The organism is Dyadobacter sp. CY326 (genome assembly GCF_021390515.1).
Lineage (GTDB): Bacteria > Bacteroidota > Bacteroidia > Cytophagales > Spirosomataceae > Dyadobacter.
Map to the genome: position 1 here is coordinate 190,943 of NZ_JAJUXI010000009.1, position 25,750 is coordinate 216,692.

The window sequence follows — 25,750 nt, forward strand, 5'->3', positions numbered from 1 at the left end:
CAAAAAAATACTTTCTGCATGACTAATGCTAGCTCCAACCCGAAGATCCACGAAGGTCGCAATCTGAAACGCTTCCGCGAAATGCTTGGGATCAAGCAAGATTTTCTGGCTTTCGAACTCGGCGACGATTGGAATCAGCAAAAGGTTTCTTTACTAGAACAAAGAGAAAAAATCGATTCAGACATTTTAGAGCAGGTTTCGGCCATACTTAAAATTCCGGCTGAGGCTATTCGGAATTTTGATGAAGAAAGGGCGATTAATAACATATCCTGTAACTTCTCAGATAATGCTGTCAATAATAACGCTTTGAACATTCAGCACATCAACCCAATCGACAAGATTATTCAGCTGCATGAAGAAAAAATTGTGTTGTATGAGCGGATGTTGAAGGAGAAGGACGAGATGATGGAGCGTTTGGAGCGGTTGATTCGGGGGTAGGGAGGTTTGAGATTCCAACTCAAAGAGAAGATTAGTAGGGTAATCATTTTGATGTTATCTATAACGACTAAGTTAAAGAATAACTGAAAAGAGATTACCCTAAGCATAACCTATTATGCCTTAGAAGTAGCTTTTTGTTCAAGATAGAAATTAATTGTCCTATCTAACTCTTTTCCGAAATTGTAAATATCGTCCAAGCTTTTTATCTCAATTTTGGATTCCTTCTTTTCAGCATCAAAAAGGCCTAAGTATTTCTTCGTTGTGCCATTCAGGTAAAGCCTGCAAATTGGTCTGCGATTATTATCATCTAAAAATACTGCAAAATAAGATAGTGCATCCCTATGAGTAATTCGATTAGCGGGCACTTTCTTTCTCAACATGGCTCTAATAATATAATATCCTTCCATCTCGTCAGGCGTAGTAACTACTTCCTTATCCTTTTCAGCAGGAGAATTTGCATGAGTTAACTCTCCAGGTGCTGGCTGTTCTGGAATAGGCGAATCCGGGTTGGTGATGGCTGATTTAAGTCGATCATTTATAGTGTCGTTAATGATGTTTGTGATGGTTCTTTTCACCAAAGTTCGAAATGCGTCAACCACTTTTGCAGTCATCAAAGAAGGATAAACCTGCTTCGCAAAATACTTCACAAACTCATCGTTCGGCTCGACGAACTCTTGGTTTATCAGATGCCTAATCTCGCTTATATATTTCAGCTCGCTGGCGGATTGATAAATACTGTCTACATCAAAATAAGCTTTGTGAAATTCTTTTAACTGTTCGACTTGTCCGTCTTTTATTTCTTCGATATTAAATTCTAGAAATGGTTTTTCATCCATTTTATTTGGTTCAACAAGGTCTGTGTAAAATCTAAATATCAGACCATTTGTTAGCATAGAAAATTTAGCCTTTGAGACATGAAAATATCTCAAAAGCTGTCCATCATGAATGTCCAGTTTTTGCTTCCAGTGTTTACATTCAACTAGAATGATCGGAGATCCATCACGAAAGATAGCATAATCAATCTTTTCTCCTTTTTTAATACCGATATCACAGATAAATTCTGGCACAACTTCGATGGGATTGAAGACATCATAACCCAAAATTTGAAGGAACGGCATGATAAATGCATTTTTGGTTGCTTCCTCGGTATGAATGTTATCTTTCATTTTGGAAACCCGGTCGCTGAACTGTTTGATCTGATCTTTGAAGTCCATGATTTGAGAAGGTTTAATTCGCTTTATGTAGAAAGTATTCGACGTCCAAAACATACTTAGGATGAATTTGAAACGCTGCCTTGGTTGCATTTCGTTTTTCTCCCGAGCGGCCGCTCTGCGGCAGGGGTATGAAATGTTTTTAGAATTCTTACAGCTTAAATAAAACAAAAAAAGCGCCAATCTTGCGAAAGGCGCCTTAGTAGTGGTCTCGTAGGGATTCGAACCCCAAACCTCCTGATCCGTAGTCAGGTGCTCTATCCAATTGAGCTACGAAACCTTAATATTTCCAAATTCATTTTTGGCGGCTGATGCTTTGCCATATCCTGAATTGGACTGCAAAGATAGGAAATGAGGTTGTTTGCAGCAAATTGTTCGGGTGAAAAGTTAGGAAAAAGTTTTTATTTCATCTCATCGCCCCTGAAAATCAGGGGCTTTCTTTTGCAGAAATGATGTAATCCCTTCGCGGGCATCGGCGGTGTTGAAGAGTTTTTCCTGATTTATTAACTCCAATTCCTGCATTTGAGCCAGATCGGAGTGGAAGGATTGGTTGAAAACCTGCTTCATCGCGCCAATTGCTTTTGTGGGGGCTGAGCGATAATAGGCAACTGCTTTATCAACCGCATTGTCCAGTTCACTCGGAGGGACGGACTGGCTGATTAATCCAATGCTGGCCGCTTCCGGGGCGTAAACTTTACGGCCTGTCGAAGCGATCTCGAATGCTTTTGCCATGCCAACCAGGCGCGGCAAAAAGAAGGTGGCGCCGGCGTCTGGCATTAAGCCGATTTGAACAAAAAGTAAACTTAAATAGGCGTCTTCCCGGGCGATGACAAGGTCACAAGCGAGGGCTAGGGAACATCCTGCACCCACTGCCAGACCATTGAGCCGGCACACAACAGGCTTCGGGACAGTCCTGATGGCCTGGATCATTGGGTTATAATATTCTCTCAAAATTTCACCGGCGGTTTTTCCCGAATTTGAAACATCTTTAAGGTCGGCGCCGGAACAGAATGCTTTTTCGCCAGCTCCCGTGATCACGATAACACGCACATTATCATCACTTTCAGCTGCTTTTACAGCAATGGTGATTTCGTTGATTAAAGCCGGGCTCAATGCGTGGTAAACTTGCGGCCTGTTCAATGTGATCCGTGCGACGCCATTGGTGTTTTCGAAAAGAATGTGTTGATACATTGCGATCTGGTTTTGATCAAAAGAAGAAATAAACCGTCAGGCTACTCACCATAATGCCGCTAAGAAAGCCGACGAAGATTTGAGCTGGCGTGTGTGCATTTAAATGCAGTCTCGCGCTTAGCAGCCAGCCCGCAATCAACAAGGTAACGATAAGTGGACCAAGCAATTGCGCTTCGTCATTGCGCATAAGCAGACAGGTTATCATCCCAATTGTTCCGCCGATTCCGGTTGCGTGCGCGCTGATTTTCCAAAACAAACTAACCACCGTAACAACTAATAATGAGACAGTCGCACCGCCCAGGATAAATGAAATTTGAGGGGCCATTTCGCTGATAGGCTGCAATTGCCAGCCAAATAAATAGGTGGCAAGCGCATATATAATGATGCAGGCCAGATACGGCAGTCTGCGCTCGGCGAGGTCGTCCACATGCATGGTGCTGATGATGCCCATTTTTTGAAAATAATAAACAACAAGCGAGGGGGCTATGAATGTGTTCAGGAATAATAGCAGCAGCAAACTACCCAAAGCAGGCAATTCAAACGCGCTGACGCCGACCAGATCGGGCGAAAAGATAAATAATAAGGCAAAAAGATAACTCGTGAGAATCAGCGGATGAAACACAACTGATAATATGAGCGCGATTCGATTGTTCAAGGCAATAGTCTTTAATCCGAAAGTAAACGATAAAATTAAGGCGAAAACGGCTCTGTACAACACCCGGTTCCCAAGCAAAAGTAAGTTAGGGGCGCGGAATAGGTTTTCGTAGGGTAATTTGTAATTTTGCGCCTCATTCGGAAGGCCGGATTTACAAGCATTCAGTTAATTAAAGATTGAAATTTAGAAAAATGGGACCGTTGCAAATCAAAGAAATTTTACAAACATCTCCTGAAAACCAGTCCATTGTTGTAAAAGGGTGGGTTAGGACAAAACGTGAGAGTAAAAACGCCATTTTTATCGCGTTAAATGACGGTTCCACGATTCATAATATACAGGCTGTGGCCGAACCAGGTCAGTTTTCCGCAGAACTTTTGCTTTCCGTTACAACAGGTTCTTGTCTAAAAATTACCGGGCAATTGGTAGAATCACAAGGTTCTGGACAGGCGGTTGAAGTGAAAATTGAGGATATTCTGGTTTATGGAACGGCTGATCCGGAAGTTTTTCCATTGCAGCCTAAAAAGCATTCGCTCGAATTTTTGCGTGAAATCGCTCATTTGAGGCCACGGACTAACACATTCAGTGCAATTCTGCGCATTCGCCACGCATTGGCCTTCGCGGTCCATTCTTATTTCAATGACGGCGGTTTTTTCTATTTAAATACGCCGATCATCACAGCATCCGATGCGGAAGGTGCTGGCGAAATGTTCCGGGTTACAACATTGGATCTGAACAAGTTACCGCGAACAGACGAAGGGGCGATCAATTTCAAAGAAGACTTTTTCGGAAGAGAAGCGAACCTCACCGTTTCGGGCCAGCTCGAAGGTGAACTGGGCGCGATGGCGCTTTCCAAAATTTATACATTCGGTCCGACATTCCGTGCAGAAAATTCCAACACAACTCGCCATTTGGCCGAATTTTGGATGATTGAGCCTGAAATGGCGTTTTTCGAACTGGAAGACAACATGGATCTTGCTGAGGATTTTGTCAAGAAAGTGATCACTTATGCTTTGGAAAACTGCAAGGATGATCTTAATTTCTTGCAAAACAGATTGGCGGAAGAGGAAAAGAACAAGCCTCAAAATGAGCGTTCTATCCCGCTTCTTGAAAAGCTGAGTTTTGTAGTTGACAATCCGTTTGAACGTCTGACTTACACGGAGGCCATTGAAATTTTGCTTAAATCAAAACCACATAAAGAAAAGAAATTCCAATATCCGGTTGGCTGGGGAATCGATCTTTCGAGCGAGCATGAGCGTTATTTGGTGGAAAAACATTTCAAGAAACCCGTTATCCTGACCAATTATCCAAGAGAAATCAAGTCGTTCTATATGAAGCTTGACGAGGATGGAAAGACTGTTCGTGCGATGGACGTGCTTTTTCCAGGGATCGGAGAAATAATTGGCGGAAGTCAGCGTGAAGAGGATTATGACAAACTTTTGGGCCGCGTTCATGAAGTTGGCATTGATCCGCAAACGATCTGGTGGTATCTGGAAACCAGGAAATTCGGCACCGCGCCGCACTCCGGTTTCGGCCTCGGATTCGAGCGTTTGGTGCAGTTCGTCACGGGCATGGGTAACATCCGCGATGTGATTCCATTCCCGAGATATCCGAAGAGCGCGGAGTTTTAAAAAAAAATCTCCCCACCCCCGTGACCCATTTTAAGCTTTACCGTATCAATCAAGCAAATACTGTAAATCTTAAAGATCATGGACTTGAAAAAGGACTTTTATTCGTTTTTTAGCAGCACCATTCTGACTTGGTCAATGGTGCTGCTTTTTGTTTCCAGAGGCGCTGCACAGGATGCTTTTAAAATTAAATGGTCGATGGATAACATGCTGGCCGGGGTTTCCAATCATGCGAATTTTGTTCCGAATGATGCCGTTTTAGTAGGCGGAGCAAATACTAATGCGCTGAATGATGGCTATGGATTAGGGGGCGCTGTTGTGGCGGCGTATGTGGTGAGGCCCTGGCCCATTGCTTTGTCCAACGGCCGCTATATGGAGTTTGCTTTTTCAGCAAAGTCATTCAAATACAATATTTCAAGCATTTCCCTGCGTCTGCGGCGCTCACCTGATGGGCCGACGCAATTCACAATTCGCACGAGTATGGACGGCTTTGCGTCAGATCTTAGCGCATCGTCACTGGTCAAACCAAATCTGTTTTACACTTTTTCTGTTCCTGCCGAGTTCAATAATCTGTCCGAAAATACTTTTTCGTTCCGGATTTATGGATACAGTCCTTCCAACATTCACGGCACGCTTTGGTTTGACGAAATCATTGTGAACGGCGAGGTTCTGGCCATTGTCCTGCCGATCGATCTGACCTATTTCAAAGCTTCCTCGAATGAAGGGAAAGTGCAGCTTTCATGGGAAACGGGTTGGGAAAAGAACAGCAAAGAATTTGTGATCGAACGCAGCACTGATTCGCAAACATTCGAAGCGATCGGAACGGTGGCAGCAAATGGCGAAACGGATGGACGGACACCTTATGCATTCGTTGATGAAAAGCCTGGCCCAGGCACACATTATTACAGACTGCGCATGATCGATTTGGACGATCGTTTTGCGCTGTCGCCGAATGTGGCGGTTAGTATAATTAGTGATAAGCCAACTTTCTATGTCGCTCCCAATCCTGCCTCGGCCAGCAAAATTTCGGTTTTTGGAACAGATATTAATCCTGATGCGCTGCAATTTAGCGATCCGGGTGGATCGCCGAGACCATTCTATTATCAAATAGATGCGCTTGGATATGTTGATCTGTATCCTATCACGCCACTTTCGCCGGGCCTGTATTTGTTAACTTACCAAAATAATGGCCGTAAAGAACATGCGAAAGTATTAGTTCCGTAAAATATTGTGCGCTTTATTTGCATTGCTCTAGTATAAAAATTGCTTTCGGTTTTTCGTTAGCAAAGCGACGTTCTGATGAAAATTAATGGCTTGAAGCCCATGTTGAAAAAAGTGCAGCCGAAAGTGTGGTGGGCGGCATTAGCTGTCCTGGTTATCCTAGTTGTTTCGTGGGGACTGGTGCGAAAAACCAAGCCGGGACCTGAGGAAATCATGGTCGATGGCAAAATGGTTTCCAAGCTGGACCCGGTTCCAGTCAAGAATCCTGATGCGGCGACGGCATTGAAAATCTCTAAAATAGAAGACATTTTCAGGCGCAAAAAGCGAGCCGGTTTTAATGGAAACGTGCTTATTGTTCAAAAAGGGCAGGTTTTGTATCAAAACTCGTTTGGTTTTGCGCATATCAAAGAAAAGGATTCACTCAACAGCCATTCACGGTTTCAGCTTGCGTCACTTTCCAAGCCATTCACTGCCGTTGCGGTTTTGAAACTGGTGCAGGAAGGCCGGGTGAGTCTGGACGATTCCGTGCAGCGGTTTTTTCCTGATTTCCCATATCACGGCGTAAAAGTTGACATGCTGCTGAGCCACCGCAGCGGACTGCCCAATTATATTTATTCTTTCGATGATAGCGTGCGTCACGGCAAAAAATATCCTGATAATCTGGATATTATGGACTGGTATGCCAAGGTTGTGCCCACGCCAACGCCCTATAACCGCCCTGGAAGGTCATTTAACTATTGCAACACCAATTACTGCGTCCTTGCCGCCATCGTTGAAAAAGTGTCGGGAGAGAAATTTGGCACTTATTTATATGATCAGATTTTCGCGCCGCTTGGCATGACCAATTCATTTTTGGTAACGGACACATCCAGTGCCGCTGTACAATTCAGGACGGCCGGGCATCAGTTTGGGCGTCGGTTGGCGAAAGATTATTATGATGATGTTGTAGGCGATAAAGGCTTGTATTCAACCACGGGCGACATTTATCGCTTCTATAATGGCTTGTCTCAGGGATTGTTATTGGATAAAAAACTCCTTGATGAAGCATTCAAACCCAGAAGTTTCGAGCGTGCAGGCATCCGAAATTACGGTTATGGCTTCCGGATGCACATTAAGGAAGACAACACGCCGCGCTTTATTTACCACGGCGGCTGGTGGAAAGGTTATAACACCATGCTTTGGGTTTGCCCCGAAGACGAGGCGGTCATTATTGTTTTGGGAAATTCCTACAATCGCTCCACTTATGACCTCAAAGAATTGCTGGAAGTAATCCACGGCTCGGGCAAGATCGAGGATATTGAGAAAGACATCTAGCATTGTTTGAACGAATTCAGGATATTTGCCGAAAACAAACGAAGTCCAGCACCCTATGCCCGATTCTGCGTACTTTTTACCTGCTTATCTGCTGTTGGGATTGCCGTTTTTGGGTTTTCTTTTATTGTGGTCAGCTGGTAAAGGGTTCAACAAGCCAGCAGGGTGGGCAGGCGCATTGATCACTGCTTCGGGCTTGGTCATCAGCTTGTTATATGCTGACATTCACGCGCTCCACATTATCAATTTTCACTGGCTTTCAATCGGCCAGACCCCCATTGACCTTTCTTTCCGATTCGATGTGCTGACCTGCATCATGCTCGCCATTGTGCATTTTGTGGCGTTATTGGTCCAGCTTTATTCGATTTCCTATTTGCATGGTGACAAAAACCTGCACCGTTATTTCGCATTCATTCAGCTTTTTCTCTTTTCAATGATCGGCATTGTGCTGTCCGGAAGTTTGCTGGTGATGTACATTTTCTGGGAATTGGTTGGGCTTTCATCTTATTTGCTAATTGGATTTTGGTATTTAAAACCAAGGGCTGTGTGGGCTGCGCAAAAAGCATTCGTACTAAACAGAATCGGCGATGCAGCCTTTCTGACCGGCATTTTAATGTTGTTTTACTATATTGGTTCTACCGACTTTGAAGTAATTGCATCAAACCTTGACACAATAAATCCCGGGATCTTAACAGCAATCGGGTTTTGCCTATTCGGCGGTTGCATGGGAAAATCGGCCCAATTTCCACTCTCAGGTTGGTTGCCGGATGCAATGGAAGGCCCTACGCCGGTTTCGGCACTCATTCACGCAGCCACAATGGTTGCAGCCGGTATTTTTTTATTGGCAAGAATTTCCTTTCTGCTCACTTTTGAAGCCAGGCTCGTCATTGCCATCATTGGCACGATCACAATGCTGATCGGGGCGGTGAAGGCCATGCAAGTGTGGGATATCAAGCGCGTGCTGGCTTATTCTACGATGTCGCAACTGGGGTTAATGGTCGTTGCCGTCGGTTTCGGAAGTTGGCAGACTGCCATGTTCCATCTCGCTACGCACGCATTCTTCAAAGCCGGATTATTCCTTTCAGCCGGATCGGTCATACACGCAGTTTCGCCGGCGAATGCTGATTTAAACTTCGACCCGCAGGACATGCGCACGATGGGCGGATTGCGGAAAGCATTGCCGGTAACGTTCAGTTGCTTTACGATTTGTGCAGCTTCATTGGCTGGACTGCCATTCTTCTCAGGATTTTTGTCAAAAGACGCCATCATTACCGAAGGTTTTCTTTGGGCAGGAGAGTTGGGCGCTTTGTTTTATGTTTTTCCAATCCTGGTCATTTTCTCCGCCGGACTTACGGCATATTATATGACAAGGCAATTATGGCTGGTGTTTTTTGGAGAAAACAGGTTTTCAATTTCCCAAATTCATCCGCATGAATCGCCTGCATTGATGTGGCTGCCAATGGCTTTTTTGGCTGCATTGTCATTATTTTTTTGGTTTTCCTGGAATCCTTTCGATGCTGCGGGTTGGTTTTTGGCGTTCATTGGGCAGGAAGCCGAAGCACATTTGGCCTGGGTGCCCGTCATTGCCAGCGCCGTAACCTTCGTTTCGATTTCTCTGGCTTTCAGGCAAACCAAAACTGAAAATCCATTCAAAGTTGTTGCTTCAAAACCAGTCGACAATCTGGTAATTGAAACGCGAAAATTTGCTTGGTTAAGGGATTATTCCAACACCGACTATTTCATCATTCCGTTTGCCTTCATTACCAAATATTTAAAAATATTTGAAAAGCGCTTTATTGATTCCATAATCGACCGCATTGCGAAAATGAGCGTTGTGCTCGGCCATTTGATCGGCTGGTTCGACAGGTTTTTTGTGGACGGAGGCGTTAATCTCATCGTTTATTCCATCAGGTCTGGCGGTCAGGCAGTACGGAATTTGCAAAATGGGAAAATTCAATCCTATTACATTGTGACCGTGATGGGCTTATTTTTACTGATATTGTGGCTGGTCATATTATAAGCAAATCCGCTTAACTGACTGCTTTTTAAATTCTTACTGGATGATTGATCATATACTTACATTACTTATTGCCATTCCTTTGCTCGGAGCCGCTGCCGTGGCTGTCTGGCCAGCAAAACGCCCCGAAAGTTTCAGGATCATCGCGCTTGTTGCACTTGCATTGGAGTTTTTGCTTGCAGCTTTTCTTTACTTTTCTTTCGATAACGGCAATCCGGGACACCAGTTAAGTGAAGTTACGGATTGGATTACATTGCCCATTGGCGCTTTGGGCGTTGTTTCCATTGATTACGCGCTTGCTGTGGACGGGATCAGCTTTCCGCTCGTGCTTTTGGCGGTTGTTGTTTTGTTTGTGGGTGTGATCAGTTCCTGGAACATTGTTCAAAAATCGCGCGCTTATTTTGCATTGTATCTGCTCTTGACGGGCAGCGTCATAGGCTGCTTTTTGGCGCAGGACTTCTTCCTTTTTTATCTTTTCTTCGAATTCATGCTTCTGCCAATGTATTTTCTCATTGGTTTGTGGGGCGGTCCGAGGCGCGAATATGCAGCATTGAAGTTCTTCATTTATACATTTTTCGGCTCCCTGCTGATCCTGATCGTGATGATCGCCTTGTATTTGTCTGTAATAGATCCGCTCGAAACGGCCAAGGCAGTCGGCATACTGGGCATTGACGATCCCATCCATCCCGACCTTATTTCGCAAATTCAACAATGGCTGATCGACGGCAAAATCGCTCCTGAACAGCTTGTACACACATTCCGCTTTGCTTATTTGGCCGATCCCAACAACTACATTCCGGGATCATTGTTGAGCATTGCTTCGGAATATTCGATTGGCAGCATTCCGTTGCGGCTGCTTGCCTTCTGGTTTTTGTTTGTTGGATTTGCAGTCAAATTGCCCGTTGTGCCTGTGCATACGTGGCTGCCCGATGCGCACGTGGAAGCGCCAACGCCTATTTCCGTCGTACTAGCTGGGATTTTGCTGAAAATTGGTGGTTATGGGTTTATCAGAATTGTCGATGGTTTCTTTCCCGTTGAAGCGCAACACAGCGCAGTTCCGCTGGCCATACTCGGCATGATTTCCATTGTTTACGGCGGATTCAATGCATTGGGACAAAGCGATCTCAAAAAAATGATAGCTTACTCGTCCGTTTCGCACATGGGTTTTGTGTTGTTGGGCGTTGCAGCATTCACAGCCGAAGGCATTAATGGCGCGATTTACCAAATGGTGAGTCACGGCGTGCTTTCAGCCATGCTGTTTATTCTTACCGGTGTCGTTTATGACCGCACCCACGACCGCCGAATCGATCATTATCGTGGGCTGATCGCTGTCATGCCACAATATACCATTATCACCGGCATCGCATTCTTCGCATCGTTAGGACTTCCCGGGTTCTCGGGATTTGTAGGCGAGCTTTTCACATTAATGGGCGCATTCCAATCAGAAGCATTGCCCGTCTGGATTCCGGCGCTATCCACATTGGGCATCGTGCTGGCAGCCGCATATTTTCTCTGGACTTACCAGCGCATGTTTTTCGGAGCATTTTGGTACAAAAACGGCAGCCTCCACGTCCTCTCCGACCTCACCAGACGTGAAAAAGGAATGCTCATTCCGCTCGTCATCCTCACCATCCTGCTAGGACTTCTTCCAGGAATATTATTCGACATGACCGGGCCGACTGTGGAAGCTTGGTTGGGAGGGTTGGAATGAAAATTCAGCTACTTTCTTAAAAATTCGTCCCTATTCTTTGGAGTGACAACGTCTGTGGTTGCTTTGGGATAAGCGGTAAGAAATGTTGAGGGAAAACGTTGCGTTGCATTGGGGTTCCACTTGAATTCGAAAGCGCGCAAGTTTGTTCCTATTTGCTCGATATAATCTACTTCTTGCTGCTGAGTGGTTCTCCAGAAATATATCTTTGCGTCCGTCCCTATTTCGTTAAGCAGTTTAACCCGCTCACTAATAATGTGATTTTCCCATAATGCGCCGACGTCATTTCTATTTTGTAAAGGATTGAAATTATTGGTAACTGCATTGATAATGCCATTGTCGTAGAAATACAACTTTCTGCCTTTTCTGATTTCGTTTCGTAAATTTCCGGAGAAGGCAGGCACTGAGAAGAGTACGAAAGCTTTTTCCAGTAAATTAATATACTTCTCAACAGTTTTGTTATCAGCTTGCACCAGACGGCCAATTTCCGTTATATTAACCTCACTGCCGACCTGCAATGCAATTGCTTTAACTATCTTTTCAAGCAAAACAGGTTTTTTAATCTGTTCCAATGTCAGAAGATCCTTGTACAAATAGCTGTTAGCGATCAATTTGAGGTGTTTTTCAGCGTTGTTTGGATCGACAATAATCTCTGGATAGCATCCATAAATCATGCGCTGTTCCAGCAACCTCTGCTCATTTAGGAAGTCGGAATGTTTGAGCAGTTCATTGTATGATAATGGGAGGAGTTGCATTTCATAACGCCTGCCTGTAAGTGGCTCATTGATATTTCCAGCCAATTCGAAAGAGGAAGAGCCCGTTGCTATAACTTGCACTTTTTTGAATTGGTCAACAATAATTTTAATGACAAGCCCTATTTCCGGAATGCGTTGCGCTTCGTCAATGAAGACAATTTCGTTTTCTCCAATTAACCTCTCTAAAAAGGCAGTATTAGGCTTGGCAAATAACTCGCGAATATCGGCGTCATCGCCGTTTAACCTCAATGTCTTTTTCCCTACTGTTGCCAGCAATTGTTCCGAAAAAGTCGTTTTTCCAGCCTGTCTTGGGCCATATATAATAAACGCCTTTCCTTTGAAAAGATGGCTGAGCGCATATTCCAGTTGATTTCTGTCTATCATGGTGTTGTTAAAACGCACCATAAAGATAAACAAAAATGAGTCAAATCCATTTTAATCATAATATTCAAGGATTCAAATCCATTTATATCATAATATTTAAGGATTTGAATCCATTCTTATCATTCAGACAGTGCTATTTTCCGAAAAGCTGATCTAAACTGAAACGTCCTTTTTTGGTCAGAGATTGCAAAGTTTGCTGTTGTTCGGGTGTCAGGACTTCGATGATTTCTTGTCGTTTTTCTTCGGATAATCTTTTGTGGTCGCGGCGTTTGTCGTCGTCACTTCTGGAAAGTTTGCGATCCATTCGGGCGTATCTGCGGTCGATTTTTTTCAATTGTTTTTGCTGGCGTTTGCTGAGGTCAAGCTCCTTTGCAAAGCGGTCCAGGTTTTTTTCAAGCCTTTTGTTGTTGAGTTTGCTGTTGGGGACGGATTCTTCATTGCGGTAAGCCTCGTCATTATCCGATGTGTTGCTCGTGTTGGAAGTTGCGCAGCTCGCAAAAAACATGGTTACAGCCAACAAACAAAGCATTAGTGGTTTTTTCATGGAGTCAAGAATGGTGATTTGAAATATTGACGCTTATAACGACAGCCGGCGACCGGGTTATATAATCGATTGCGGCACTTATATGGTTTTTTGAATAAAAGTCATTTAGCTCCAAATTATAAATGGTATTTTTCGCAATCTTTACAGTAATTGTAAATAGTTTTTATTCCTAACAATGCCCCTTTTGCCAAATTTTATTTCTCTTTACCCTTATTTATCAGATGAAAGATAGTTCTCCGCCGCAGAGATTGTTGTCGCTGGATACGTTGCGTGGTTTTGACATGTTTTGGATTTCAGGAGGCGAAGAAATTTTCGCAGTGCTCGCAAAGGTTACAGGCTGGTCCTGGGCCATTTTTATGGCACACCAGTTTACACACCCCGATTGGAACGGCTTTCGCGCCTATGACCTCATCTTTCCAACATTCCTCTTCATGGCCGGCGTTTCGACGCCTTTTTCACTCGGCAGCCGACTTGAAAAAGGAGTGCCACCATCGGAATTAATCCGGAAAGTGATCCAGCGCGGACTCATTTTGGTGTTGCTCGGCGTCATTTACAACAACGGCTTATTCCACACCGAATGGCATAACATGCGCTATCCAAGCGTTTTAGCCCGCATTGGATTGGCAGGAATGTTCGCCCAAATCATTTATTTATACACCGAAAAAAGAACCAGATGGATCTGGTTCATCGGCATTCTGATCGGTTATTATCTGTTCATGACTTTCTTTCCGGTTCCGGGCTGCGGTGCGGGTTTGCTTACAATGGAATGCAACCCAGCAAGTTATATCGACAGAATGGTCATTCCCGGACGCTTGCATTTAACGATCCATGATCCGGAAGGCCTGGTTTCAACCGTTCCGGCGATTGCAACCGGGTTAATGGGCATTTTTGCGGGTGAGCTTTTACGCACAAGTGAAGAGGTTTTATCCAAAAACAGCAAAGTGGTTTACCTGGTTTTCGCAGGAATTGTCAGCCTGCTGCTATGCGTCGTGTGGGATTACTTTTTCCCGATCAACAAGAATCTTTGGACGAGTTCGTTCGTGCTGTGTGCAGGCGGGTTCAGCACATTGTTGCTGGCATTGTTTTACTGGATCGTCGATGTGCTCAACTATCGGAAATGGACATTGTTTTTTGTAGTGATCGGCATGAACTCCATTGTGATTTACATGGTCGGCAGTTACATCAACTTCAATTACACGGCCCAGGCGATATTCGGCGGCATACTCAGTTATTTCCCACACACCATTGAGGCCGTAGGAGAAGTGATCGCCTACATCATGGTTCAATGGGCATTTATGTATCTGTTATACAGAAATAAGCTATTTTTGAAAGTTTAATTCAAGCATATTCACTCATTGAGAATTCACCCATTCACTCATTAAAAAATGTCCATTCAAGTCACCAACCTCACCAAAATCTACGGAGCGCAGCGTGCGATAGATGGCATTTCATTTAGTTTGAAAAAAGGTGAAATCGTCGGTTTTCTTGGCCCGAACGGAGCAGGGAAATCTACGACGATGAAAATATTGACGGGTTATCTCAAAGCCTCAGAGGGATCGGCCAAAGTCGCTGAGTATGACGTGGCGGAGCAGCCTATGCCTGCGCGAAGGACAATTGGATATTTGCCAGAGCATAACCCGTTGTATCTGGATATGTATGTGACTGAGTTCCTGATCTTTTCAGGGAAAATGTATGGCATGAAGTCGGCAGTTTTAAAGTCGCGGGTGGATGAAGTGATTGCGCTTTGCGGATTGGAAGTCGAAAAACGAAAAAAAATCGGTCAGCTTTCAAAAGGTTATCGTCAAAGAGTTGGACTCGCGCAATCATTTCTGCATGACCCTTCCGTTTTGATCCTCGATGAGCCGACTACGGGGCTGGACCCCAATCAGATACAAGAAATTCGTGAGGTTATTCGCAATGCGGGAAAAGATAAGACGGTGCTTTTTTCAACACACATTATGCAGGAAGTGGAAGCGCTTTGCGACCGCGTGATTATCATTAACAAAGGAAAAGTGGTGAGTGACAGCTCATTGGAAAAACTTCGGGAAACTGGAAATTCTCTGGAAGAGATTTTCCGCAGCTTGACCAGTTAAAGTGCGTGACAGCACTGGATTGCCGAAATAACGGAGAAAAATGAAATATTAGAATTGCATTAAAACACTTTTTTTTCGGATTTATTCAAACTGGAATTTGTTATCATTGTAACCTTTGATAAATTCATTGAAAGCAGTGCAAAAGTCAGATAACCTAACAATCCCTCGTTAAATTCAGTGGTTCGGAGTATGAAAAATTGGTTGTTAAGCCGGTTTCGTTTAGTTGCAGGTGTAGTGTTGCTGGTGGTTCTAACTTCAATGGCTTCCGTTGCGTGGAAGATCATTGCCGTTGTTGAAAAACCAGAAATTTCCACAACTAAACCCGTCGAGCTGTCTGTTAAAAAAGCGAAGAAAAGATTTGATCCCGTGCTGGTGCTTCCCGAAAATGAATGGGTTGACAGCACGCTGAAAACGCTTACAATAGAGCAAAAGATTGGCCAACTGTTCATGGTGGCCACTTTTTCCAATCGCGACGAAGCTCATTACAAATACATTGACAGGCTGATCAACGACTTCCACATTGGCGGTCTGATCTTTTTCCAAGGCGGACCATTGGGACAGGCGCAACTTACCAATCGTTACCAGTCCCAATCAAAAATCCCGCTTTTTATAGGCATTGACGGCGAATGGGGCCTTGGCATGCGCCTTGACAGCACGATTTCTTTCCCCAAACAAATGGTGCTCGGCTCTATTCAGGACGACGCGCTCATTTACAGAATGGGCAGCGACATCGCCAGACAATGCAGTCGGTTGGGCATTCAAATCAATTTTGCCCCCGTTTCAGACATTAACAGCAATCCGGGTAATCCCGTGATCGGCATTCGTTCATTTGGAGAAGATCGTGAAAACGTGACGCGCAAGGCGATTGCTTATATGAAAGGTTTGCAGCACAACCAAATCATTGCCACAGCCAAGCATTTTCCCGGACACGGCGATACGGACGCAGATTCACATTTTACATTGCCCGTTCTCACGCATTCGGTCGAGCAACTGAGTGAAACCGACCTTTATCCGTATCGCGGCATGATCGCCGACAGCCTGATGGGTGTTTTGAGCGGACATTTATACATTCCAGCGTTGGATAGCACGCCGAATTTGGCCAGCTCGCTTTCTGAAAAAGTGGTAACCGGACTTTTGCGCAAAGAGCTTGGATTCCGCGGACTGGTGTTTACGGACGCGATGAACATGCGCGGGGTTTTGAAAACCGGAAAAGCCGCAGAAGTCAATCTCAAAGCCCTTATCGCCGGAAATGACGTGTTGCTTTACCCTGAAAGCATTGCCGAAACAATTGCTAAAATCAAAGACGCCATCGATCAGAAAAGGATCAGTGAAAAAATCATAGATGATAAAGTTAAGCGCATTCTGCAAGCTAAATATTGGTCGGGATTGAGTCAATATAAACCAATTGACACCAATAACCTTTATGCAGACCTGAACACCGAAAAGAGCAAAGAACTTTATCGCGAGTTGTGCGAGGCATCGGTCACGGTTGTTAAAAACGGCAATGATATGCTGCCGATTGGATCTGTTATCGGCGACAATATGGCTTCTGTGAGCATAGGAGAGGGAAGTGGCATTGCATTTCAGAAAATGCTTTCGACTTACAAACCAATGCGATCCTACACATTTTATGACGGGCCATCGTCACCGGAGCAGATTTCGGAAATGCTGACTTACTTGGAGCCATATAACACGGTGATTGTGGATGTGCATGGCATTTCGTCCAATCCGCGTGGCAATTATGGTGTTAATGCAGGCATGGTAAGTTTTGTCAATCGCCTCAAAGAGCAGAATAAAAAAGTCATTCTTTGCATTTTCGGGACACCATACAGCATTCAATTTTTTCCTGAAACAGATGTGCTTATTTGTGCGAGCCAGGATGGGAAGGATCAGCAGGAAATTGTGCCGCAGATCATATTTGGCGCCATAAAATCAGAAGGCCGGTTGCCCGTTTCGGTGTCGTCCTACAAAGCAGGCAGCGGCGTGAGCACAATCCCCATCAACCGCATTGCATTCGGCACGCCCGAAAGTGTGGGAATGGACGGAAGTTCGCTCAAAAAGATCGATGAGCTTGCCACGTCGGCTGTCAATGAGCATGTTTTTCCGGGCTGTGAGGTTTTGGTGTCAAGAAAAGGGAAAATCGTTTATGATAAACAATTTGGTGCGCTGAGTTACCGCACCCCCGAAAGAGTCACTTCAGAAACCATTTATGATCTGGCTTCGCTTACAAAAGTGTCTGCCACATTGCAGGCTGTAATGCTTTTATACGACCGGAAGCAAATTGATCTGGATGAAAAAGCATCGTTTTACCTGCCGGAACTTGTTGGCACGAACAAACAGAATTTCACCGTCCGCGACATTCTTTTGCATCGGACCGGAATGGTGTCATTTTACCCTCCGCTTTGGGATCGAACCAAAACCAGTGCAGGAGGATTGTTGCCGGAATATTATAGTTCAAAAGCAGACACGGCTTTTTATCTGCAAGTTGCGCCAAAGCTTTTTGCCAAAGGAGCCATGCGCGATTCTGTGTGGAAATGGGTGATCGAATCGCCTATGAACAACCGAAAAGACCGTGCAGGGAGTTATGGTTATCTGTATAGCGACCTCGGTTTTCTTACTTTGCAAAAGATCATTGAGCGCGTAACGGGACAGCCATTAGACATTTTCGTTGCGGCTAACATTTACGAACCATTGGGCCTGGCTTATTTGGGATTCAATCCGCTGCGTCGTTTTTCGGAGAAGCAAATTGCGCCAACCGAACAGGATTATCGTTTCAGGAATCAGCTGATACAAGGCACGGCGCATGACCAAATGGCAGCCATCGTAGGAGGGGTTGCAGGCCATGCCGGGCTTTTTGGGACAGCCCGGGACCTTGCGGTTTTGTTTCAAATGAATCTCTGGAAAGGCAGTTATGCCGGTCGGAGATATTATGAAAATGCAACGGTTCCGATGTTTTCAAGATTATATGATGAATCTCACCATCGCGGACTTGGATGGGACAAAGCACCTGGCGACGGCAACAGTTCTTACGTATCGCCACAAGCGTCTGTAAATTCTTTCGGACATACGGGCTTCACGGGCACAATGGTTTGGGTGGACCCGGAAGAAGATTTGGTGTTTGTTTTCCTTTCAAATCGCGTCAACCCCGACCCTGAAAATGCGGCAATTACGACGCACCGCACGCGCAGAAAAATCCAGGATGTAGTCTATAGTTCACTTATCGAGCGGAAAAGCGAGCTTCCTTAAAACAGGGGAAAGTGTATTTGAAAAATATCTCTAACTTTACCAGACTAACTGGTTAGCTGAAAGATATTAAGACAATTACATGAACAGAACATCTATTAAAAAGAGTATTTTTACGATTCTGGCCGCGTTTTTGAGCGTGGTAAATTCATTTGGGCAAACGGCAATTACCACGGGTGCCCCCAGTCCGGCAGAGGTCTGCGCAGGTGGAAATGTGACTGTTCCATTTACTACAACCGGCACTGTCGCTCCCTTAACAGCTTTTGTGGCGCAATTGTCCGACGCTTCCGGCGCATTCACAGCTCCCATTGAAATCGGCACCGCAGCAGTAACCCCAATCACCGCAACCATTCCCGCAGGAACAACCGCCGGAGCAGCTTATAAGATTCGTGTCGTGTCGACATTGCTTTCGGTTGTAGTGACAACCGGATCAGAGAGTGTGGCATTGAAAGTGAATGCAATTCCGGCAGCGCCAACTGTTCTTACTCCAGTGACCTACGAGCAGGGAGCCAAAGCAGTTGCACTGTCTGCAACGCCCAACACCGGTCTTCTCTGGTATGACGATGCCACGGGTGGAACCGGATCAGCAACAGCGCCGACGCCATCAACCACCACAGCAGGAACCAAAAGTTATTATGTAAGCCAAGCCGCAAACGGCTGTGAAAGCGCAAGAGCAAAAATAGATGTGACGGTCAACGCCTGCACGCCGCCAGCCAAACCAGTTGTAACTAATAGGTCTTACACTATTGGGGATCCGGAAGAATCATTAACTGCGACAGGAGCTGATCTCAAATGGTATGCGGCCGCAACAGGCGGTTCTCCACTGGCCTCTGCTCCAAAACCATCAACTGTTACGGCTGGAAAAACAAGTTATTTTGTAAGCCAAACGGTGGGAAACTGCGAAAGTGAACGTGCAGAAATAGTTGTAACTGTCAGTGCTTGTACACCACCTGCAAAGCCGGGAGTTGCTAATAAGACTTACACAGTTGGAGATCCCGAAGAAGTTTTGACAGCGACTGGAACAAACTTGAAGTGGTACGCAGCTGCAACCGGCGGTTCTCCATTAGCCTCCGCTCCAAAACCATCAACTGCAACAGCAGGAACAAAAAGTTTTTATGTAAGTCAAACAGTGGGAAACTGCGAAAGTGAACGTGCAGAAATAATTGTAACTGTCAGTGCTTGTACACCACCTGCAAAGCCGGGAGTTGCTAATAAGACTTACACAGTTGGAGATCCCGAAGAAGTTTTGACAGCGACTGGAACAAACTTGAAGTGGTACGCAGCTGCAACCGGCGGTTCTCCATTAGCCTCCGCTCCAAAACCATCAACTGCAACAGCAGGAACAAAAAGTTTTTATGTAAGTCAAACATTGGGAAACTGCGAAAGTGAACGTGCAGAAATTGTTGTAACTGTTAGTGCTTGTACACCGCCTGCGAAGCCGGGAGTTGCTAATAAAACTTACACAGTTGGAGATCCCGAAGAAGTTTTGACAGCGACCGGAACCAACCTGAAGTGGTACGCAACTGCCACTGGAGGTTCTCCATTAGCCTCTGCTCCAAAACCATCAACTGCAACAGCAGGAATAAAAAGTTTTTATGTAAGTCAAACAGTGGGTGGCTGCGAAAGTGAACGTGCAGAAATAGTTGTGACTGTTAGTGCTTGTACACCGCCTGCGAAGCCGGGAGTTGCTAATAAAACTTACACAGTTGGAGATCCCGAAGAAGTTTTGACAGCGACCGGTACCAACTTGAAGTGGTACGCAGCTGCAACCGGCGGTTCTCCATTGGCCTCCGTTCCAAAACCATCAACTGCAACAGCAGGAACAAAAAGTTTTTATGTAAGTCAAACAGTGGGTGGCTGCGAAAGTGAACGTGCTGAAATAGTTGTGACTGTTAGTGCTTGTACACCGCCTGCGAAGCCAGGAGTTGCTAATAAAAGCTACACAGTTGGCGATCCCGAGGAAGTGCTGACTGCAACCGGAGCAAATTTGAAGTGGTACGCAAACGCAACTGGTGGTTCGCCATTATCATCTGCACCAAAACCATCGACTGCCAAAGCTGGAACGACAAGTTATTTTGTGAGTCAAACTGTTGGTGGGTGCGAAAGCGCAAGAGCAGAGATCATTGTTGTGGTGAATGCCTGTGTGACTCCTGCAAAGCCGACCGTTTCAGCAATTGATCCAGTTTGTTTAAATACAACAGTGCCATCATCACTGCTATCAAGCGCGGTCGCTCAAAAAACTGGTTTAAGATGGTACGAAAGTGCAACCGGGGGCGTTGGTTCAGAAACAGTGCCAATTCCAAAAGCTTCATCAGCCGGAATCAAGAATTTTTATGTTACGCAAACTGTAAAAACCTGCGAAAGCGAAAGAGCAGTTGTAAGCTTTGAAGTAAAAGCTTTACCGGACAAACCAGCTGTTGCCAACATAGAATATTGCAAGGACGTAACCAATGCAGTTGCATTAACAGCTTCGGGCACCGCTTTGAAGTGGTACAGCGGCGAAACGGTTGGAAATCCACTACCAGCCGCTCCAAAGCCCATTACCACAGCGGTAGGAACAGTTTCATACTTTGTAAGCCAAACGGTTTCAAGTGGCGGATTATCCTGTGAAAGTCCACGTGCCGAGATTAGAGTTATCATAAATGAATTACCTGCGGCTTTGCCAACGGTCTCTGCTGCGGAATGTCAGGAACGTAACGATAAACCTTACATGCTAGTTGCGCAACCCGCTAGCGGAAACACTGTCAATTGGTATACTACCTCAACAGGCGGGACCGCATCAAAGACTCCACCGCCTGTGAACTTAAAAAATGCAGGTGAGACAATTGCTTACGCTACACAGGTTTCGGCAAAAGGATGCGAAAGTCCAATGCCAAGAGTTGCTCAAAAAATACGTGTAAAACCACTTCCGGGATTACCAGGAATTGAGAAACCATTGATCGAAATATGCCAGTTTGTAGCAGCGCAGCCTTTGACAGCAACACCGGTAACCAATGGAGTTTTGAAATGGTATGGCACGAATGCAACAGGCGGCGATCCAAGTGACAATGCACCGATTCCATCTACGGCAGAAGGCGGCACCACTTCATATTTTGTAGGTCAGGCTTTGGAAGGATGTTTTGGGGACCGAGCGAAAATTGATGTAAAAATTAATACGACGCCGAAACCACAAACCACAACTGCACTTGCTTATTGCCAAAACGAGGCTGCGCCAAGGCTGGATGCAACCGGGTCAATTTTGAAATGGTATCGCAATGCAACGGACACGGAATTCCAGGGTGTGCCATTTACGCCATTTACAGAGAAAGTTCAGGACTATTCATTCTACGTAACGCAAACGGGCGCCAATGGATGCGAAAGTCCGAAGGAAGAAATCAGGATTCACATCAAAGCATTGCCTTCCGCAACTATCTCCGGAAACTCAACCATTGATTTGGGACAATCAGCAACGATCAGAATCAAATTTACCGGTGATGGTCCATGGATGTATGCGCTTTCCGATGGACAAACGGACACGACGGATCAGGCCGATCATCAGATTTCGGTTAAGCCAATCACAACGACAACATATTTGTTAACAGAAGTTGCCAATGCCTGCGGAAAAGGAACGCCTATTGGAAGCGCGCTAGTGACGGTGAAAGTGCCGACCATTAATTCGGGTAACCCATCTGTGGCAGAGGCTTGTGCAGGTAAAACATTCAATCTGCCTTTCCAGCAATCGGGCGATTTTCCAGCTGAAAACACATTCAAAGTCCAGATTTCAAAAGAGAATGCCGATGCCAAATTTGTAACGATTCCATCTGTGGCAACGGCCAGTTCCGTAACAGCAACATTCCCGGACACGACGCTTGCAGGAAGTTACTTTGTAAGGGTGATCAGTTCCGGGCCAAATCCTGATTTTACCGTCAAAGGAAGCGTGAGCGCGATCACCATCACAGCAAGTCCGCTGCCCGTTGCAACCATCACAGGCACGCAGACGATCCTGGTTGGAGACAAGGCCGATATGAAGATTGAAACGACTGGAAAAGCGCCGTGGACATTTACATTGAGCAATGGCACAAAGGATTCCCTGATCACTGCGTCGGTAACGCCTTACACTTTTAAGCTTTCACCAAAAGTGACCACAACTTACACGATTTCGAAAGTGACAAACGGCTGCGGGACAGGAAAAGGTGCAGGAAGTGCAAGGGTGCAGGTTGACCCGATTTTGGGTGTAGAACCGCCGAAATCCGCTGATTGGGTGAATGTTTATCCAACGTTAGTGACATCGCAATGCACGGTTGAAATCACAGAAAACATTGCACCAAAAGCTGCAAACGCAGAGATCATTGATATGAACGGGCGTTCCAGAGCTGTAAAATCCATTAGTCAGAAAACGACAGAAGTGGATTTTTCAGGATATGCTTCGGGGCTATATTTGTTGAGGGTAACCAATGGCAATAAGAATACGGTTATTCGTATTTTGAAACCATAAAATTGATAAACACAACATTTGGCGGGACATTTATTGCATGGCGATAAGTGTCCCGTTTTTCATTAACAGACTTCATGAAACTAGACATTCAGGCAGACATTCTCGACAACTTTTTCATGGCAGAAGCAATGCGGCAGGCAGAAATCGCCTATGACGAAGGCGAAATTCCCGTTGGCGCCGTGGTCGTGATCGGTGAAAGAATTATTGGTAAAGGCTATAACCAGACCGAAAAGCTAAACGATGTAACTGCCCACGCAGAGATGATCGCCATCACGGCGGCATCCGACAACCTCGGAGCCAAATATTTGCAGGACTGCACATTGTACGTGACGCTCGAACCTTGCATAATGTGTGCAGGGGCGCTTTATTGGAGCCAGATGAGTCGTGTGGTTTTTGGTGCAGCCGACGAAAAGCGTGGATTCTCAAAGTTGGGCAAACCGATTTTACACCCTAAAACGCGGCTTACGACAGGAATTTTGGGTAATGAATCGCAGGAGCTGTTGCTCAAATTTTTTAGGAAATTAAGAACATAAAGGCTTTTTCTGCTGTTAGCCAACTGGTACAGTACATTTTAATCATTAAACTACACTGAAAATGGCATTTACACTAGATCCCTTACCTTACGCAAACAATGCATTGGAGCCGCATATCGATGCATTGACCATGGAGATACATCACGACCGTCACCATCAGGCATATGTTACCAATTTGAATGCAGCCATAGCAGGAACCGAACTGGAAGGCAAAAGCATAGAAGAAATTATCGCAAATATCAGTAAAGCACCAGCACCGGTTCGCAACAATGGCGGTGGACATTGGAACCACTCATTTTTCTGGAAATCCCTTTCTTCAAACGGAGGCGGTGAACCAACAGGAGAATTAGGCCAGGCGATCACAGCGAAATTCGGCTCTTTTGCCGCTTTCAAAGATGAGTTTAAAAAAGCTGCAACAGGCCGTTTTGGATCAGGATGGGCGTGGTTGATCGTGAAAGAAGGAGGGGAAATTGCTGTAACTTCGACACCAAACCAAGATAATCCATTGATGGATATCGCAGAGGCAAAAGGAACGCCAGTGATCGGATTGGACGTGTGGGAGCATGCTTATTACTTAAAATATCAAAACAAACGTCCCGACTACATAGACGCATACTGGAATGTAGTGGATTGGAAAGCTGCTGACGCTCTTTACGTTGCGGCGAAATAAGGAATGTGAATTTAGGTAAAGGTTTGAAGGTTGAAAAAAAAGTGCACAGCTGGCCTTGCAACCTTCAAACCTTTTCCTACTTTTGTATCCTCGAAAGGGGTTTCTTCCCTCAGAACGGAGGTTGTAGCTCAGTCGGTTAGAGCGCTAGATTGTGGTTCTAGAGGTCGCGGGTTCGAGACCCGTCTCCCTCCCTTGAAATAAGTTCAAAGTCAAACAAAATGCCTGTAAATCAATGATTTGCGGGCATTTTTGTTTTTCAGATCATATCAAAAAAAACAAAAATTCCCATGTTTTCAGTGAGTCTTTCGTGTAGTTCACTCACTTTGAGAAAAAGACTCACTGGAAACGGCATAACAAATTGATAGACAAGATGTTTACGGCGTAAACATCTTGATTGGCAAGCGTGGTAATTCGATATTTAACCACTTTTAAACGCTTGAGTTATGTTGGAGAAAACATTTGGTCTGCTTTTCTATTTAAAGCCAGCCAGAAATCAAAAAGGAACAGTTCGCTACATCTATCTGCGAATTACCGTCGACGGCAAGGTCGCCGAGCTATCTACCAAGAAATTATGGAATACCGAAAGGTGGAATTCCTCAGTTGGCCGACCAGCCGGAAACAAGGAAGACGCGAAAACGCTCAATGCGTATTTGGACATGCTCACGGCGAAGGTTTACCAAGCCAAGAAAATTCTTATCGAGGATGACATAGAAATTTCTGCCGAAGGCTTGAAAAACATTTTGCTTGGCAAAAGCAATGAAACCCGTACAATCCTCGAAGTCTTTTCGCACCATAATGAGCAGATGGAAGCTCTGGTCGGACAAGAGTTCGCGCCGCTCACTTTGAAGCGTTATAAGACCGCTAAGGAGCATACCGCCTCCTTTATCAAGTGGAAGTACAAGAAGGACGATATGGCTATCAAAGACTTGAATTATGAATTCATTACTGAATTCAATTTCTGGCTCCGCAGCGCTCGAGGTTGCAACCATAACTCGGCAATTAAGTATATGAGCAATCTGAAAAAGGTTGTGCTGATCTGCGTCAATAACAAATGGTTGAAGAAAGATCCGTTTCAGGGTTTCAAGCTAACCAAGAAAGAAGTCGTTAAGAATCCGCTATCCAGGGACGAACTGAAACGACTAACGGAAAAGGTCTTTGAAGTGGAAAGGATCAGCCAGGTGCGGGACATCTTTCTATTCTGCTGCTACACCGGGCTAGCTTATGTTGATGTGAAGCAATTGAAAACGACTGACATTGTCATCGGCATGGACGGCGAGCCGTGGATTGACACGACCCGGCAGAAAACAGATGCTCCTACACGTATTCCGCTACTGGATACGGCGCTGGAAATTATCGAGAAGTACAAGGATCATCCGCAATGCTGTGCGGCTGGCGTTGTGCTGCCGGTTTTAAGTAATCAGAAGATGAATGCTTATCTAAAGGAGATTGCTAACCTGTGCGGGATTTCCAAGACACTAACTTTTCACATCGCGCGGCATACGTTCGCTACTACGGTTACGCTGAGTAATAAGGTGCCGATTGAGACGGTTTCAAAAATGCTGGGGCATCGGTCTTTGAAGCAGACGATGATTTATGCTAAGATATTGGATGTGAAGATTAGTGAGGATATGAAGGGGTTGCGGGAGCGGTTGAAGGAGATGTAGGAAATCATTAATT

At 45.2% G+C, this 25,750-nt stretch carries 18 protein-coding genes and 2 tRNA genes; 14 read left to right on the top strand and 6 right to left on the bottom strand.

Annotated elements, in window-relative coordinates; translation table 11 throughout:
• The first annotated feature begins 18 nt into the window (after positions 1–18).
• Entirely contained in the window at positions 19–438 is a 420-nt protein-coding gene (locus tag LZG73_RS18940) for a helix-turn-helix transcriptional regulator (protein WP_233853467.1), read from the top strand.
• 113 nt (positions 439–551) lie between these two features.
• On the opposite strand, the gene LZG73_RS18945 is transcribed toward LZG73_RS18940, so the two are convergent.
• The 4 genes from LZG73_RS18945 to LZG73_RS18960 all read right to left on the bottom strand — a co-directional run bounded on the left by LZG73_RS18945 (position 552) and on the right by LZG73_RS18960 (position 3,495).
• Positions 552–1,652: a type I restriction endonuclease gene (locus LZG73_RS18945; RefSeq protein ID WP_233853469.1), complete on the bottom strand. Its 1,101-nt coding sequence runs from the start codon at positions 1,650–1,652 to the stop codon at positions 552–554.
• Positions 1,653–1,855: 203 nt separating this feature from the next.
• Positions 1,856–1,929, bottom strand: a tRNA-Arg gene (locus LZG73_RS18950).
• 131 nt (positions 1,930–2,060) lie between these two features.
• Positions 2,061–2,840, bottom strand: a complete 780-nt coding sequence (locus LZG73_RS18955; protein WP_233853472.1) for an enoyl-CoA hydratase/isomerase family protein — start codon at positions 2,838–2,840, stop codon at positions 2,061–2,063.
• A gap of 16 nt (positions 2,841–2,856) precedes the next feature.
• Positions 2,857–3,495, bottom strand: a complete 639-nt coding sequence (locus LZG73_RS18960) for a hypothetical protein (protein WP_233853473.1) — start codon at positions 3,493–3,495, stop codon at positions 2,857–2,859.
• A gap of 191 nt (positions 3,496–3,686) precedes the next feature.
• Between LZG73_RS18960 and asnS the strand changes: the two genes are divergently transcribed.
• The 5 genes from asnS to LZG73_RS18985 all read left to right on the top strand — a co-directional run bounded on the left by asnS (position 3,687) and on the right by LZG73_RS18985 (position 11,380).
• The gene (gene asnS / locus LZG73_RS18965) at positions 3,687–5,123 is read left to right on the top strand and encodes an asparagine--tRNA ligase (protein WP_233853474.1); all 1,437 of its coding nucleotides are present in this window, start codon (positions 3,687–3,689) and stop codon (positions 5,121–5,123) included.
• A 78-nt stretch (positions 5,124–5,201) separates the two neighbouring features.
• Positions 5,202–6,344, top strand: coding sequence for a hypothetical protein (locus LZG73_RS18970; protein WP_233853475.1), 1,143 nt, complete (start codon positions 5,202–5,204; stop codon positions 6,342–6,344).
• A 75-nt stretch (positions 6,345–6,419) separates the two neighbouring features.
• Positions 6,420–7,655, top strand: coding sequence for a serine hydrolase (locus LZG73_RS18975; RefSeq protein WP_233853476.1), 1,236 nt, complete (start codon positions 6,420–6,422; stop codon positions 7,653–7,655).
• Positions 7,656–7,710: 55 nt separating this feature from the next.
• Positions 7,711–9,672 carry an NADH-quinone oxidoreductase subunit L gene (gene nuoL / locus LZG73_RS18980; RefSeq protein WP_233853478.1) on the top strand — a complete coding sequence of 654 codons (1,962 nt, stop codon included), beginning with the start codon at positions 7,711–7,713 and terminating at the stop codon, positions 9,670–9,672.
• A 40-nt stretch (positions 9,673–9,712) separates the two neighbouring features.
• Positions 9,713–11,380, top strand: a complete 1,668-nt coding sequence (locus tag LZG73_RS18985; protein WP_233853479.1) for a NuoM family protein — start codon at positions 9,713–9,715, stop codon at positions 11,378–11,380.
• 8 nt (positions 11,381–11,388) lie between these two features.
• On the opposite strand, the gene LZG73_RS18990 is transcribed toward LZG73_RS18985, so the two are convergent.
• Together LZG73_RS18990 and LZG73_RS18995 are read right to left on the bottom strand one after the other, a co-directional pair.
• Complete coding sequence (locus LZG73_RS18990; protein WP_233853480.1) at positions 11,389–12,516, bottom strand: ATP-binding protein; 1,128 nt, start codon at positions 12,514–12,516, stop codon at positions 11,389–11,391.
• A 133-nt stretch (positions 12,517–12,649) separates the two neighbouring features.
• Positions 12,650–13,060 carry a hypothetical protein gene (locus tag LZG73_RS18995; protein ID WP_233853481.1) on the bottom strand — a complete coding sequence of 137 codons (411 nt, stop codon included), beginning with the start codon at positions 13,058–13,060 and terminating at the stop codon, positions 12,650–12,652.
• A 221-nt stretch (positions 13,061–13,281) separates the two neighbouring features.
• Here LZG73_RS18995 and LZG73_RS19000 point away from each other — a divergent pair, with 221 nt between their 5' ends.
• The 8 genes from LZG73_RS19000 (at position 13,282) to LZG73_RS19035 (ending at position 25,737) form a co-directional block, all read left to right on the top strand.
• The gene (locus LZG73_RS19000) at positions 13,282–14,397 is read left to right on the top strand and encodes an acyltransferase family protein (RefSeq protein WP_233853483.1); all 1,116 of its coding nucleotides are present in this window, start codon (positions 13,282–13,284) and stop codon (positions 14,395–14,397) included.
• Between the two features lie 48 nt (positions 14,398–14,445).
• A complete protein-coding gene (locus tag LZG73_RS19005) occupies positions 14,446–15,153 on the top strand; it encodes an ATP-binding cassette domain-containing protein (RefSeq protein ID WP_233853486.1) in 708 nt (235 codons plus the stop codon).
• A gap of 189 nt (positions 15,154–15,342) precedes the next feature.
• The gene (locus tag LZG73_RS19010) at positions 15,343–18,399 is read left to right on the top strand and encodes a glycoside hydrolase family 3 N-terminal domain-containing protein (RefSeq protein ID WP_233853487.1); all 3,057 of its coding nucleotides are present in this window, start codon (positions 15,343–15,345) and stop codon (positions 18,397–18,399) included.
• 79 nt (positions 18,400–18,478) lie between these two features.
• The gene (locus LZG73_RS19015) at positions 18,479–22,870 is read left to right on the top strand and encodes a T9SS type A sorting domain-containing protein (RefSeq protein ID WP_233853491.1); all 4,392 of its coding nucleotides are present in this window, start codon (positions 18,479–18,481) and stop codon (positions 22,868–22,870) included.
• 74 nt (positions 22,871–22,944) lie between these two features.
• Entirely contained in the window at positions 22,945–23,403 is a 459-nt protein-coding gene (locus LZG73_RS19020) for a nucleoside deaminase (RefSeq protein WP_233853492.1), read from the top strand.
• A 61-nt stretch (positions 23,404–23,464) separates the two neighbouring features.
• The gene (locus LZG73_RS19025) at positions 23,465–24,073 is read left to right on the top strand and encodes a superoxide dismutase (protein WP_233853493.1); all 609 of its coding nucleotides are present in this window, start codon (positions 23,465–23,467) and stop codon (positions 24,071–24,073) included.
• A 116-nt stretch (positions 24,074–24,189) separates the two neighbouring features.
• Positions 24,190–24,265 (top strand) — tRNA-His (locus LZG73_RS19030).
• A 251-nt stretch (positions 24,266–24,516) separates the two neighbouring features.
• On the top strand, positions 24,517–25,737 hold the full coding sequence (locus tag LZG73_RS19035; protein WP_233853494.1) for a site-specific integrase: 1,221 nt from the start codon (positions 24,517–24,519) through the stop codon (positions 25,735–25,737).
• Positions 25,738–25,750: the final 13 nt, after the last annotated feature.

Excerpts from the sequence above, each read along its gene's own strand:
- LZG73_RS18940 (WP_233853467.1), top strand. The coding sequence starts at position 19 with ATGACTAATGCTAGCTCCAACCCGAAGATCCACGAAGGTCGCAATCTG.
- LZG73_RS18970 (WP_233853475.1), top strand. The coding sequence starts at position 5,202 with ATGGACTTGAAAAAGGACTTTTATTCGTTTTTTAGCAGCACCATTCTG.
- LZG73_RS19010 (WP_233853487.1), top strand. The coding sequence starts at position 15,343 with ATGAAAAATTGGTTGTTAAGCCGGTTTCGTTTAGTTGCAGGTGTAGTG.
- LZG73_RS18990 (WP_233853480.1), bottom strand. The coding sequence starts at position 12,516 with ATGATAGACAGAAATCAACTGGAATATGCGCTCAGCCATCTTTTCAAA.
- asnS (WP_233853474.1), top strand. The coding sequence starts at position 3,687 with ATGGGACCGTTGCAAATCAAAGAAATTTTACAAACATCTCCTGAAAAC.
- LZG73_RS18975 (WP_233853476.1), top strand. The coding sequence starts at position 6,420 with ATGAAAATTAATGGCTTGAAGCCCATGTTGAAAAAAGTGCAGCCGAAA.
- LZG73_RS19025 (WP_233853493.1), top strand. The coding sequence starts at position 23,465 with ATGGCATTTACACTAGATCCCTTACCTTACGCAAACAATGCATTGGAG.
- LZG73_RS18945 (WP_233853469.1), bottom strand. The coding sequence starts at position 1,652 with ATGGACTTCAAAGATCAGATCAAACAGTTCAGCGACCGGGTTTCCAAA.
- LZG73_RS19035 (WP_233853494.1), top strand. The coding sequence starts at position 24,517 with ATGTTGGAGAAAACATTTGGTCTGCTTTTCTATTTAAAGCCAGCCAGA.
- LZG73_RS19015 (WP_233853491.1), top strand. The coding sequence starts at position 18,479 with ATGAACAGAACATCTATTAAAAAGAGTATTTTTACGATTCTGGCCGCG.
- LZG73_RS19020 (WP_233853492.1), top strand. The coding sequence starts at position 22,945 with ATGAAACTAGACATTCAGGCAGACATTCTCGACAACTTTTTCATGGCA.
- LZG73_RS18985 (WP_233853479.1), top strand. The coding sequence starts at position 9,713 with ATGATTGATCATATACTTACATTACTTATTGCCATTCCTTTGCTCGGA.
- LZG73_RS18955 (WP_233853472.1), bottom strand. The coding sequence starts at position 2,840 with ATGTATCAACACATTCTTTTCGAAAACACCAATGGCGTCGCACGGATC.
- nuoL (WP_233853478.1), top strand. The coding sequence starts at position 7,711 with ATGCCCGATTCTGCGTACTTTTTACCTGCTTATCTGCTGTTGGGATTG.
- LZG73_RS19005 (WP_233853486.1), top strand. The coding sequence starts at position 14,446 with ATGTCCATTCAAGTCACCAACCTCACCAAAATCTACGGAGCGCAGCGT.
- LZG73_RS18995 (WP_233853481.1), bottom strand. The coding sequence starts at position 13,060 with ATGAAAAAACCACTAATGCTTTGTTTGTTGGCTGTAACCATGTTTTTT.
- LZG73_RS19000 (WP_233853483.1), top strand. The coding sequence starts at position 13,282 with ATGAAAGATAGTTCTCCGCCGCAGAGATTGTTGTCGCTGGATACGTTG.